Annotated in this window: 4 protein-coding genes, 1 tRNA gene and 2 rRNA genes (1 of these 7 cut by a window edge); 6 read left to right on the plus strand and 1 reads right to left on the minus strand. The window is 67.5% G+C overall.

Translation table 11 applies throughout. The features are described 5' to 3' along the window. The 4 genes from ACQPW6_RS31625 to ACQPW6_RS31640 form a co-directional block, all read left to right on the plus strand. Window positions 1–2,837 (plus strand): 23S ribosomal RNA (locus ACQPW6_RS31625) (it extends 288 nt beyond the left edge of the window). Window positions 2,838–2,904: 67 nt separating this feature from the next. Further along, window positions 2,905–3,021, plus strand: a 5S ribosomal RNA gene (gene rrf / locus ACQPW6_RS31630). A gap of 140 nt (window positions 3,022–3,161) precedes the next feature. Further along, a complete protein-coding gene (locus ACQPW6_RS31635; RefSeq protein WP_433893124.1) occupies window positions 3,162–3,890 on the plus strand; it encodes a DegT/DnrJ/EryC1/StrS family aminotransferase in 729 nt (242 codons plus the stop codon). A gap of 82 nt (window positions 3,891–3,972) precedes the next feature. Continuing rightward, window positions 3,973–4,045, plus strand: a tRNA-Thr gene (locus ACQPW6_RS31640). Between the two features lie 43 nt (window positions 4,046–4,088). On the opposite strand, the gene ACQPW6_RS31645 is transcribed toward ACQPW6_RS31640, so the two are convergent. Beyond that, window positions 4,089–6,773: a SpoIIE family protein phosphatase gene (locus ACQPW6_RS31645; RefSeq protein ID WP_433893125.1), complete on the minus strand. Its 2,685-nt coding sequence runs from the start codon at window positions 6,771–6,773 to the stop codon at window positions 4,089–4,091. 303 nt (window positions 6,774–7,076) lie between these two features. On the opposite strand from ACQPW6_RS31645, the gene ACQPW6_RS31650 reads away from it, so the two are divergent. Continuing rightward, a complete protein-coding gene (locus ACQPW6_RS31650; RefSeq protein WP_433893126.1) occupies window positions 7,077–12,482 on the plus strand; it encodes a HAMP domain-containing protein in 5,406 nt (1,801 codons plus the stop codon). 270 nt (window positions 12,483–12,752) lie between these two features. Next, window positions 12,753–13,535 carry a response regulator gene (locus tag ACQPW6_RS31655; RefSeq protein ID WP_433893127.1) on the plus strand — a complete coding sequence of 261 codons (783 nt, stop codon included), beginning with the start codon at window positions 12,753–12,755 and terminating at the stop codon, window positions 13,533–13,535. Window positions 13,536–13,542: the final 7 nt, after the last annotated feature.

Below are 13,542 nucleotides of genomic sequence, written 5' to 3' on the forward strand. Positions count from 1 at the left end.
ATACCCGGCAGGGGTTGCGTGTGCGGGGTCGTGGGAGTTTCCTTGATCGGTCTGCCGGCCGGTCGGAGAGTCAGAAACCGTATGGGTAGGCGAAGGACATGCGAAAGGTCCGGCGTAGAGGGTAAGACCCCCGTAGCTGAAATCTGTACGGCTCTTTTGGGAACCACCCAAGTAGCACAGGGCCCGAGAAATCCTGTGTGAATCTGGCGGGACCACCCGTTAAGCCTAAATATTCCCTGGTGACCGATAGCGGATAGTACCGTGAGGGAATGGTGAAAAGTACCGCGGGAGCGGAGTGAAATAGTACCTGAAACCGTGTGCCTACAAGCCGTGGGAGCGTCGCTGGCAGCACTTGTGCTGTCAGTCGTGACTGCGTGCCTTTTGAAGAATGAGCCTGCGAGTTTGCGGTGTGTTGCGAGGTTAACCCGTGTGGGGAAGCCGTAGCGAAAGCGAGTCCGAATAGGGCGGCTGAGTAGCATGCTCAAGACCCGAAGCGGAGTGATCTAGCCATGGGCAGGTTGAAGCGGCTGTAAGAGGTCGTGGAGGACCGAACCCACCAGGGTTGAAAACCTGGGGGATGACCTGTGGTTAGGGGTGAAAGGCCAATCAAACTCCGTGATAGCTGGTTCTCCCCGAAATGCATTTAGGTGCAGCGTCGTGTGTTTCTTGCCGGAGGTAGAGCACTGGATAGGCGATGGGCCCTGCCGGGTTACTGACCTTAGCCAAACTCCGAATGCCGGTAAGTGAGAGCGCGGCAGTGAGACTGTGGGGGATAAGCTCCATGGTCGAGAGGGAAACAGCCCAGAGCATCGACTAAGGCCCCTAAGCGTACGCTAAGTGGGAAAGGATGTGGAGTCGCAGAGACAACCAGGAGGTTGGCTTAGAAGCAGCCATCCTTGAAAGAGTGCGTAATAGCTCACTGGTCAAGTGATTCCGCGCCGACAATGTAGCGGGGCTCAAGCGTACCGCCGAAGTCGTGTCATTGCAGCATATAGGGCCAACGCCCGCTGTGATGGGTAGGGGAGCGTCGTGTGCCGGGTGAAGCCGCGCCGGAAGGCAGTGGTGGACGGTTCACGAGTGAGAATGCAGGCATGAGTAGCGATACAAGAGTGGGAAACTCTTGCGCCGATTGACTAAGGGTTCCTGGGTCAAGCTGATCTGCCCAGGGTAAGTCGGGACCTAAGGCGAGGCCGACAGGCGTAGTCGATGGACAACCGGTTGATATTCCGGTACCCGCTATGAAACGCCCAATGCTGAACCAGGCGATGCTGAGTCCGTGAAGCCGCCTCTGATCTCTTCGGAGTGAGGGGGAGTGGTGGAGCCGACGACCCAGACTTGTAGTAGGTAAGCGATGGGGTGACGCAGGAAGGTAGTCCAGCCCGGGCGGTGGTTGTCCCGGGGTAAGGGTGTAGGACGCGCGGTAGGTAAATCCGTCGCGCACATAGTCTGAGACCTGATGCCGAGCCGATTGTGGTGAAGTGGATGATCCTATGCTGTCGAGAAAAGCCTCTAGCGAGTTTTATGGCGGCCCGTACCCTAAACCGACTCAGGTGGTCAGGTAGAGAATACCGAGGCGTTCGGGTGAACTATGGTTAAGGAACTCGGCAAAATGCCCCCGTAACTTCGGGAGAAGGGGGCCATCACTGGTGAGAGGACTTGCTCCTTGAGCTGGGGGTGGCCGCAGAGACCAGCGAGAAGCGACTGTTTACTAAAAACACAGGTCCGTGCGAAGCCGTAAGGCGATGTATACGGACTGACGCCTGCCCGGTGCTGGAACGTTAAGGGGACCGGTTAGTCACATTTCGGTGTGGCGAAGCTGAGAACTTAAGCGCCAGTAAACGGCGGTGGTAACTATAACCATCCTAAGGTAGCGAAATTCCTTGTCGGGTAAGTTCCGACCTGCACGAATGGCGTAACGACTTCTCGACTGTCTCAACCATAGGCCCGGTGAAATTGCACTACGAGTAAAGATGCTCGTTTCGCGCAGCAGGACGGAAAGACCCCGGGACCTTTACTATAGCTTGATATTGGTGTTCGGTTCGGCTTGTGTAGGATAGGTGGGAGACTGTGAGCCGGTGGCGCCAGCCATCGGGGAGTCGTCGTTGAAATACCACTCTGGTCGTGCTGGATGTCTAACCTCGGTCCGTGATCCGGATCAGGGACAGTGTCTGGTGGGTAGTTTAACTGGGGCGGTTGCCTCCTAAAGAGTAACGGAGGCGCCCAAAGGTTCCCTCAGCCTGGTTGGCAATCAGGTGTTGAGTGTAAGTGCACAAGGGAGCTTGACTGTGAGACTGACGGGTCGAGCAGGTACGAAAGTAGGGACTAGTGATCCGGCGGTGGCTTGTGGAAGCGCCGTCGCTCAACGGATAAAAGGTACCCCGGGGATAACAGGCTGATCTTCCCCAAGAGTCCATATCGACGGGATGGTTTGGCACCTCGATGTCGGCTCGTCGCATCCTGGGGCTGGAGTCGGTCCCAAGGGTTGGGCTGTTCGCCCATTAAAGCGGTACGCGAGCTGGGTTTAGAACGTCGTGAGACAGTTCGGTCCCTATCCGCTGCGCGCGTAGGAGTCTTGAGAAGGGCTGTCCCTAGTACGAGAGGACCGGGACGGACGAACCTCTGGTGTGCCAGTTGTCCTGCCAAGGGCATGGCTGGTTGGCTACGTTCGGGAGGGATAACCGCTGAAAGCATCTAAGCGGGAAGCCTGCTTCGAGATGAGGACTCCCACCCCCTTGAGGGGGTAAGGCTCCCAGTAGACGACTGGGTTGATAGGCCGGATGTGGAAGCCCTGTGAGGGGTGGAGCTGACCGGTACTAATAGGCCGAGGGCTTGTCCATAGTTGTACGCGTCCACTGTGTAGTTCTGAGGCAACCAGCGTGTTGTACCGCTGTTGTTTCATTGTGTTTCGGTGGTCATAGCGTGAGGGAAACGCCCGGTTACATTCCGAACCCGGAAGCTAAGCCTCAAAGCGCCGATGGTACTGCAGGGGGGACCCTGTGGGAGAGTAGGACGCCGCCGAACAAAATTTAGAACGAAGTGTGCCTCAGCCCCCGAGTCTTCGACTCGGGGGCTGAGGCATTTCTGCTGCCTGTCACCCGTCGTTCACATCACGCCGAGACGCTGGTCGCCCGGAGCAGGCGGAGGTGTGGAACGTGCAGCAGATGACGACTGCCGGACGACGGCACAGGATCGCTACGGACACGACGGCCACCGCACTGAGTGACGTGCTGGTCGAGCTGGGGATCGGCGTCGGGGACGAGGTCATCGTGCCGTCGTTCGGGCCCGGGGCGCCGGCTGACTCGGTACGGCTGGCGGGCGCGATCCCGGTGTTCGCCGACATCGACCCGCGGACGTTCTGCCTCGACCCGCAGGCCGTGGCCGCCGGCATCACCACACGGACAGCGGCCATCCTGCCGGTCGACGTGTTCGGTCACCCCGCCCCCATGGCCGACCTGGACGCGCTCGCGGAGCGCAACGCGCTGGCCGTGGTGCGGCCGGGAGCCGAGGGCGGCATACCGGAGGACGCCGGCTCGATCGCCCGCCGCCGGGCGCACGCGCGGTTCCTCAACTCGGCGCTGACCGGCGTGATCGTGCCCTACACCGAGCCGGGCGCACACCACCTCTACCACCGCTACAGCGTCCGGATACCCGGCAACGGCCGCCCGGACCGCGATGTCTTCGCCAAGGCACTGGCAGCGCGCGGTGTGCGGGCGACCGTCAGCGTCCCCGTACCCGTGCACCGGATGCCGGCCCACCGGTCGGGCGTGGTGCTGCCGAACACCGAACTGGTGGCCGCCGACAGCCTGTCGCTGCCGGTGCATTCCGGGCTCACCCAGCGGGAGTTGACCCACGTCGCCGACGCGTGCAACGAGCTCGGCGGCCTGGTCTGAGCTCGGCCTCAGCCCGGCACGAGTGCGGCCCGAAACGGTTTTCCCGGGCGGCCTTCATGGGATACGATCATCCCGTTGTCGCGCCCCAATAGCTCAGTCGGTAGAGCGTCTCCATGGTAAGGAGAAGGTCTACGGTTCGATTCCGTATTGGGGCTCCGATACGGAAAGGCCCCCGCCATCGGCGGGGGCCTTTCGCCTTTATGCCGGATTCGGCAGCGCCGGCACCCGCATCGCGAGGATCGCCATGTCGTCCGACGGCGCGTCGGAGGCGAACCGTTCCACGGCCCGTTGGATGCGGGCGGCCACCGCGCCGGCCGTCAGACCCGTGCAGGTGGCCAGAACGTCGGCCAGGCCGTCGTCGCCCAGCATCCGGGAGCCCTCACGGCGTTCGGTCACCCCGTCGGTGACGCACAGCAGCACATCACCCGGGTCGAGGGTCATGGACTGCTCGACCAGCTCCAGATCGTCCATCACACCCAGCAGCGGCTGCGGGTCGGTGGCCGGCTCCACCGTGCCGTCCGGGCGCAGCCGCAGCGGCAGCGGGTGGCCCGCGCAGACCATGCGCAATACCGCGCTGCCGTCGCTCTGCGGCCACAACTCGCCGTAGAGGAGGGTGAGGAACCGGCTGCGGGCGCCCTCGTCGAGGATCGCCGCGTTCAGCCGCTCCAGTACGGCGGGCCCGCCGAAGCCCTCGCGAGCCAGCAGCCGCAGTGCGTGCCGGGCCAGCCCGGTGACGGCGGCGGCCTCGGGGCCCGTGCCGCACACGTCGCCGATCGCGAAGCCCCAGCAGCCCTCGCGGATCGGGAAGAGGTCGTAGAAGTCGCCGCCGACCTCGTTGCCCTCGCCCGCCGCGCGGTAGACGACCTCGACCTCGACGCCGGGCACCTGCGGCAGCTCGGGCGGCAGCAGGCTGCGCTGTAGCGCCTGGCTGATCGCGGTGCGCTCGCTGTACAGGCGCGCGTTGTCCAGGGCCAGCGCGGCCCGGCGGGACAGGTCCTCGGCCAGTTCCAGGATCTCCTGGCGGAAGCGCTCGTCGGCGGGCTTGCCGAGGGTGAGCATGCCGATCACGCGGTTGCGCGCCACCAGTGGCAGGACGACCGTCTCACCGCCGACAGCGGCGGCCGTGGCCAGCGCGATGCCCTGGGCGCTCGCGGTGCGCGAGCCGCCCGCCGCGGGGGAGGCCGGTGCGACGGCCGCGGCCGGTGCGATCGACGGACCGGCGGCCCCCACTCCCAGGCTGCGCAGCGAGGCGCGCAGCGCGCTGGAGTGCGCGGCGTCGGAGGGCGCCGTCCACACACGCGCCCCTGGTGTGGGGTCCGGCTCGGGCGGCCGGACCTGGGAGAGCAGCGCCTTGATGCCGTCGATGCGGTCCTCGTCCTCGTGCAGGACGAAGGCCAGCTCGGGTTCGGACTGCTCGGCGATCGTGTAGACCGCGCACCAGCTGGCCAGCGTCGGAACGGTCATCTGCGCCATCAGGGCGAGGGTCTGGTCGCGCTCCAGGGTGCCGGCCAGCAGGTCGGACGCCTCGACGAGGAAGGACAGTGATCCGCGCCGCAGCCGTTCCAGCTCGGTCAGCCGGGCGCTCTCGACGGCCAGCGCGATCCGGTCGGCGGCGAACTGCAGCCGCAGCGCCTCCTGGTTGGAGTAGCGCCCGGGCGCCTCGGCGGCGACCCCGAGCGAGCCGGTGAGCCGGCCCTCGACCTTCAGCGGGACGGTGACCACCGAGCGCATGCCGGTGCCGGAAAGCAGCGGCACTGCGCCGGGGACGGCCGTCAGGTCCTCGTGCACGGCGGGCATCCTGGCGCTGCCGTAGCGCCCGGTGCCAGCTTCCACCGGGACCCGGGCGAAGCGCTGCCGGGCCGATGGCAGTCCGGTGGAGGCGCGTACTTCGAGCTCGGTCTCGTCGTCGGTGGCGAGCAGCAGGTAGGCGGCGTCGCCGTCGAGCATGTCGCGGGCGCGCTCCACGGTGCGCTGGAGCAGCCCGTCGAGGTCGTCGGGGGCGGGGGAGCCGATGAAGACCTCGAAGGCGTCCACGGACCTGCCGCGCTGGCTGAGGCCGGACTCGGCGGAGCCGGAGCCGCGGGACGGGCTCTGCAGCACCGCCCGCTCCTCGGTGCGCACCAGCAGGCACACGGTGGACGGCTCGCCGGCGCTGTCGCGGACCCGCAGGTGCGAGCCGTAGACGGGCTGGACGCGGCCGTCGGCGCCGCGCAGCCCGTAGGTGCCCTCCCAGCGGGACAGCTGGAGCGCCTCGGCCAGGCCGATGCCCGTGCCGGGGGTCTGCGGCCAGGCGGCGAGGTCGGCGAGCGGCTTGCCGATGACGTCGGCGGCGACGTGGCCGGACAGATCGGCCGCATCATCGTTCCAACGCGTGATGGCACCGTCACGGTCGACCTGGACGACGGCGACCCGGATCCGCTCGTCGGTCAGCGGCAGCTCCGCGGTGGGCAGCGGCGGGCCGGCCGAGCGGGTGCCCGCGGGGCGCTCGGGCAGGTCGAGCTGGAACCAGACCTTCTTGCCGGAGCCGGTGTACTCCACGCCCCAGCGGGCGGCCAGCGCCGCGCAGAGCAGCAGGCCGCGGCCGCCCTCGCTGTCCGGGTCGCGGTACTGCCGGCCGCGGGTCTGCTGCATCGGGATCTCGCGCTCGGGGTAGTGGTCGGCGACCTCGACCCGGACCGCGGTCTCGTAGCGCAGGCAGGTGACGTCGGCGGCGGTGCCCGCGTGCACGACGGCGTTGGTGACGAGTTCGCTGGTCAGCACGACGGCGTCGTCCACGACGTCGGCGAAGCCCCAGCCGTGCAGAGTGTCCCGGACGAAGGCCCGGGCGACCGCGACCGACCGCCCCACCGGTTCGAAGCTGGCCGCCGCACGCGCCGTGATCACCGGTCTCCTCGTCGTTCGTGACATTGCTCGTGGCATTGCTTGTGGCCTAGCTCCCCAGAGGTCTCACCCGTCGAGGGCGCCCCCGACACCACAGCCAGGTTACTTACCCGGGTGCACACTGCGTGCCCTGGTCGCTGGTGTTTCCACCCCGAAGGGGTCCGAACCTGTCCGAACACGGCTCCGGTCATATGCGATGCTGCCGAACTGTTATGGCCGGGCGTGGCCGGAGTGAAACACTGGGCATGTTCACAAGGCAGCAATCTTGCACATCAGCAGGTCGATCGACCCTCCAGGAGGGACACGGTGGAGTCTGGCGCATCGGCGCGGGGCGCAGTCACGCGTACGAAGAACGGGCGTTCCCGTGCCAACGGGACCGTAGAGGTCGATTCGGCAGCGCTGGTGAAGCTGCTGGGAGCGCTGTCGGCGATGCGGGAGGGCAACTTCCGCAAGCGCCTCACGGTGTCGGGCGACGGCGTGATGGCGGAGATCTCCGCCGTCTTCAACGAGGTCGCCGACCGTAACCAGCATCTCACCGGGGAGCTGGCCCGGGTGCGCCGGGTCGTCGGCCGGGAGGGCAAGCTCACCGAGCGCCTGGAGACGGGTTCCTGCGAGGGCGCCTGGGCGGCGGCGATCGAGGCGTCGAACGCGCTGGTGGACGACCTGGTGCGGCCGGTGTCCGAGGTCGGCCGGGTGCTGTCCGCGGTGGCCGAGGGCGACCTCGAGCAGCGGATGGACCTGCGGGCGCAGAACGCGGATGGGTCGGCGCATCCGCTGCGCGGCGAGTTCCTCAAGGTCGGCCGCACGGTCAACGGCCTGGTGGACCAGCTGTCGGCGTTCACCGACGAGGTGACCCGGGTGGCCAGCGAGGTCGGCACCGAGGGCAAGCTCGGCGGCCAGGCGAAGGTGCGCGGGATGGCGGGGTCCTGGAAGGACCTCACGGATTCGGTCAACACCATGGCGTACCGGCTGACCGCGCAGGTGCGGGACATCGCGCTGGTCACCACGGCGGTGCTGAAGGGCGACCTGTCACGTAAGGTCACCGTCCATGTGGCCGGCGAGATGCTGGAGCTCAAGAACACCGTCAACACGATGGTGGACCAGCTCTCCGCGTTCTCCTCCGAGGTGACCCGGGTGGCCCGCGAGGTGGGCACCGAGGGCGAACTCGGCGGCCAGGCGAAGGTGCCGGGGGTGGCCGGGGTCTGGAAGGACCTCACCGACTCGGTGAACCTGATGGCCGGCAACCTCACCGCCCAGGTGCGGGACATCGCGCAGGTGACCACGGCGGTCGCCAACGGCGACCTGACGCAGAAGATCACCATCGGCGCGCGCGGCGAGGTCGCGCAGCTCGCCGAGACGATCAACGCGATGACCGAGACGCTGCGGACGTTCGCCGACGAGGTGACCAGGGTCGCCGGTGAGATCGGCGCGGAGGGCCAGCTCGGCGGGCAGGCGCAGGTGCCGGGCGCCGCGGGCACGTGGAAGGACCTGACGGACTCGGTCAACACCGCGTTCCGCAACCTCACGGCCCAGGTGCGGGACATCGCGCAGGTGACGACGGCGGTCGCCAACGGCGATCTGTCGCAGAAGGTCACGGTGGATGTCTCCGGCGAGATGCTGGAGCTGAAGAACACCGTCAACACGATGGTCGGCCAGCTGTCCGCGTTCGGCGCGGAGGTGACCCGGGTGGCCCGCGAGGTCGGCGTCGAGGGCATCCTCGGCGGGCAGGCGCAGGTGCTGGGAGCGGCCGGCACGTGGAAGGACCTGACGGACTCGGTCAACACCGCGTTCCGCAACCTGACCGGCCAGGTCCGCAACATCGCGCAGGTGACGACGGCGGTCGCCAACGGCGATCTGTCGCAGAAGGTCACGGTGGACGTCTCCGGCGAGATGCTGGAGCTGAAGAACACCGTCAACCGCATGGTTGACCAGCTCGGCTCGTTCTCCGCGCAGGTGACCCGGATGGCGACCGACGTGGGCACCGAGGGCCGGCTCGGCGGCCAGGCCCGGGTGGACGGGGTCAGCGGCACCTGGAAGGACCTGACCGACTCCGTCAACTTCATGGCCGGCAACCTGACCAGCCAGGTGCGGCAGATCGCCCAGGTGACGACGGCGGTCGCGCGCGGTGACCTCTCGCAGAAGATCGACGTCGACGCGCGCGGCGAGATCCTCGAGCTGAAGAACACCATCAACACGATGGTTGATCAACTCTCGTCGTTCGCCGAGCAGGTGACCCGGGTGGCCCGCGAGGTGGGCACCGACGGGCGGCTCGGCGGCCAGGCGCAGGTGGCCGGCGTCGCCGGTGTCTGGCGCGATCTGACCGACTCGGTGAACTTCATGGCCGGGAACCTCACGGCCCAGGTCCGCAACATCGCCCAGGTCGCCACCGCGGTCGCCCGCGGTGACCTGTCGCAGAAGATCGACGTGGACGCGCGTGGCGAGATCCTTGAGCTGAAGAGCACGCTCAACACGATGGTTGATCAACTGTCGTCGTTCGCCGAGCAGGTGACCCGGGTGGCCCGCGAGGTGGGCACCGAGGGCATCCTCGGCGGCCAGGCCGAGGTCAAGGGCGTCAGCGGCACGTGGAAGGACCTCACCCAGTCCGTCAACTTCATGGCGAACAACCTGACCAGCCAGGTCCGCAACATCGCCGAGGTGACGTCCGCGGTCGCCGCCGGCGACCTGTCCAAGAAGATCACCGTCGACGCCAAGGGCGAGATCCTGGCGCTGGTCACCACCGTCAACCAGATGGTGGACACGCTGTCCGCGTTCGGTGACGAGGTGACCCGGGTGGCCCGCGAGGTCGGCACCGAGGGCCAGCTCGGCGGCCAGGCCCGGGTCCGGGACGCGTCGGGCATCTGGAAGGACCTCACCGACAACGTCAACCTGATGGCCAACAACCTGACCGGCCAGGTCCGTTCGATCTCCTCGGTTGCCACCGCCGTCGCCAACGGCGACCTGACCAAGAAGATCACCGTCGAGGCGCGCGGCGAGGTCGCCCTGCTCGCCGAGACGATCAACACCATGGTGGACACGCTGTCCGCGTTCGGTGACGAGGTGACCCGGGTGGCCCGCGAGGTCGGTACCGAGGGCATCCTCGGCGGCCAGGCCAGGGTGCCCGGCGTGGCCGGCACCTGGAAGGACCTCACCGAGTCGGTGAACGGCATGGCGTCCAACCTCACCGGCCAGGTGCGGCAGATCGCCCAGGTCACCACGGCGGTCGCCCGCGGCGACCTGTCCAAGAAGATCGACGTCGACGCGCGCGGCGAGATCCTGGAGCTGAAGACCACCATCAACACCATGGTCGGCCAGCTGTCGGCCTTCGGTGACGAGGTGACCCGGGTGGCGCGCGAGGTGGGCACCGAAGGCCGCCTCGGCGGCCAGGCGCGGGTGCCGGACGTCTCCGGCATCTGGAAGGACCTCACCGAGTCCGTCAACCTGATGGCGAACAACCTGACCAGCCAGGTGCGCAACATCGCGCAGGTCGCCACCGCCGTGACCCGCGGCGATCTCAACCTGCGGATCGACGTGGACGCGGCCGGCGAGATCCTGGAGCTCCAGGACTACATCAACACGATGATCGTCCGGCTCCGCGAGACCACCCTGGCCAACAAGGAGCAGGACTGGCTGAAGGGCAACCTGGCCAGGATCTCCGGTCTGATGCAGGGCCGCCGCGACCTCGGCGACGTGGCCGCGCTGATCATGAGCGAGCTGACCCCGGTGGTCTCCGCGCAGCACGGCGCGTTCTTCCTCGCGGAGGACACCAGCGAGCCGGGCGAGGAGTACGAGCTGCGGCTGATCGGCAGCTACGGCTTCTCCCGCCGGTCGATGTCCACCGTGTTCCTGGCCGGCGAGGGGCTGATCGGGCAGGCCGCGGTGGAGAAGCGGTCCATCCTCATCGAGCACGTGCCGCCGGGCTACCTCAAGATCACCTCAGGTCTCGGCGACGCGCCGCCGTCGCACGTCATCGTGCTGCCGGTGCTCTTCGAGGGCCGGGTGCTCGGGGTGATCGAGCTGGCCGCGTTCCAGCCGTTCACCCAGATCCAGAAGGACTTCCTCAACCAGATCACCGACATCATCGCGATCAGCGTCAACACCATCAGCGTCAACACCAAGACAGAGGGCCTGCTCAAGCAGTCCCAGGAGCTGACCGAGCAACTCCAGGAGCGTTCGGCGGAGTTGGAGAACCGGCAGCGGGCGCTGGAGCTGTCCAACGCCGAACTGGAGGACAAGGCCGAGCTGCTGGCCACCCAGAACCGGGACATCGAGGTGAAGAACACCGAGATCGAGGACGCCCGGCAGGTGCTGGAGGAGCGCGCCGAGCAGCTCGCGGTCTCGATGCGCTACAAGTCGGAGTTCCTGGCCAACATGTCGCACGAGCTGCGCACCCCGCTCAACTCGCTGCTCATCCTGGCCAAGCTGCTCGCCGACAACGCCGACCGCAACCTGTCGCCCAAGCAGGTGGAGTTCGCCGAGACCATTCACGGCGCCGGCTCCGACCTGCTGCAGCTGATCAACGACATCCTGGACCTGTCCAAGGTCGAGGCCGGCAAGATGGACGTCTCGCCGACCCGGATCGCGCTGGTGCAGCTCGTCGACTACGTCGAGGCCACCTTCCGGCCGCTCACCGCCGAGAAGGGCCTCGACTTCTCCGTGCGGGTGTCGCCGGAGCTGCCGGTCACCCTGCACACCGACGAGCAGCGGCTGCTCCAGGTGCTGCGCAACCTGCTGTCCAACGCGGTGAAGTTCACCGACAGCGGCTCGGTTGAGCTGGTGATCAGGCCGGCCGGCGCCGACGTGCCGCAGTCGATCCGCGAGCAGCTGCTGGAGGCCGGCAACCTGCGCGAGGCCGACCAGCCGCTGATCGCGTTCTCGGTCACCGACACCGGTATCGGCATCGCGGCCAGCAAGATGCGGGTGATCTTCGAGGCGTTCAAGCAGGCCGACGGCACCACCAGCCGCAAGTACGGCGGTACGGGGCTCGGCCTGTCGATCAGCCGGGAGATCGCCCGGCTGCTCGGCGGCGAGATCCACGCCGACAGCCACACCGGCCGGGGCTCGACGTTCACCCTGTACCTGCCGATGAGCATCGGCGAGCAGCCGCAGGCGCTGCCGCAGTTGCCGCCGGGCGGTCACGGCGGCGAGTCCGAGAACGGGCAGCAGGGCCGTACCCGCAGCCCCGGCAGCAGCCTGGCCAGGCTGCGCCGCCGCTCCGCGCAGCCCGCCCCGCAGCAGGAGTCCTCGGGCACCTCGGCGGCCGACAGCGGCGAACAGGCCCCCGAGCAGTGGGTGGACGAGCCGCAGGGCGACGCCGTCCCGCGCTTCTCCGGCGGCTTCAACGGCGAGAAGGTGCTGATCGTCGACGACGACATCCGCAACGTCTTCGCGCTCACCAGCGTCCTGGAGCAGCACGGGCTCACCGTGCTGTACGCCGAGAACGGCCGGGAGGGCATCGAGGTCCTGGAGCAGTACGACGACATCGCCGTCGTGCTGATGGACATCATGATGCCCGAGATGGACGGGTATGCGACGACGACGGCGATCCGGAAGATGCCGCAGTTCGCCGGGCTGCCGATCATCGCGCTCACCGCGAAGGCCATGAAGGGTGACCGGGAGAAGAGCATCGAGTCCGGGGCGTCCGACTACGTCACCAAGCCGGTGGACACCGACCACCTGCTGACGCTGATGGAACAGTGGATGCATGACCGCTGAACGGGCCGGAAGGTGCTGATCTTTTGCTGACTTGTGTGCCTGCTGAGGTGTGAGGGTGCGTCAATCAGGGAACCTTCTGGTCTCCGCCACCGTTTTCGGTACGTATTGAGTGACCTGGCGGTGACAGGGTGTGGCGAACGGCGGGGTGCGGCTACCATGACCGGCACAAGGACGGGCGGCGTAATGGAGTCGTCCCCGGGGGCGGCGACTGGAGTTTCCCCTGACGTTTCGAGCAGGGGCGGCCCCAAGCCGGGGCGAGGAGGGCGTGGCATGGTGCAGAAGGCCAAGATCCTCCTGGTCGATGACCGGCCGGAGAATCTGCTGGCGCTGGAGGCGATCCTCTCGGCGCTCGATCAGACGCTGGTACGGGCATCGTCCGGGGAGGAGGCGCTGAAAGCGCTGCTCACCGATGATTTCGCGGTGATCCTGCTGGACGTCCAGATGCCCGGCATGGACGGCTTCGAGACCGCGGCGCACATCAAGCGGCGGGAGCGCACCCGGGACATCCCGATCATCTTCCTCACCGCGATCAACCACGGCCCGCACCACACCTTCCGCGGCTACGCGGCCGGCGCGGTGGACTACATCTCCAAGCCGTTCGACCCCTGGGTGCTGCGCGCGAAGGTGTCGGTCTTCGTCGATCTGTACATGAAGAACTGCCAGCTGCGCGAGCAGGCGGCGCTGCTGCGGCTGCAGTTGGAGCAGGGTGTGCCGTCGGGCGCGCCGTCCAACGGCTCGTCCGGCTCGTCGCGGCCGGAGTCCGCGGGGCTGCTGGCCGAACTGTCCGCCCGGCTGGCCGCCGTGGAGGAGCAGGCCGAGGCGCTGAGCAAGCAGCTGGGCGACACCGCCGACGGCGCCGCGGTGGCCACCGCGGCCCATCTGGAACGCAAGCTGACCGGTCTGCGGCGGGCGCTCGACGCGCTGGAGCCCGGCACCTCGGCGGGCAATCCGGCGGGCAACGGGCAGGGCTCCCAGCCCGGTTCCGGCCCGGCCTCCGGTTCCCGCTCCGGTTCTGGTTCCGCTTCCGGGGACGGCAGCGGCCGGCAGGACTAGCCCGCGC

Origin of the sequence: Streptomyces sp. CA-111067 (genome assembly GCF_050956065.1) — a bacterium.
In the GTDB taxonomy this organism is placed as follows: domain Bacteria; phylum Actinomycetota; class Actinomycetes; order Streptomycetales; family Streptomycetaceae; genus Actinacidiphila.

Excerpts from the sequence above, each read along its gene's own strand:
- ACQPW6_RS31635 (WP_433893124.1), top strand. The coding sequence starts at position 3,162 with ATGACGACTGCCGGACGACGGCACAGGATCGCTACGGACACGACGGCC.
- ACQPW6_RS31655 (WP_433893127.1), top strand. The coding sequence starts at position 12,753 with ATGGTGCAGAAGGCCAAGATCCTCCTGGTCGATGACCGGCCGGAGAAT.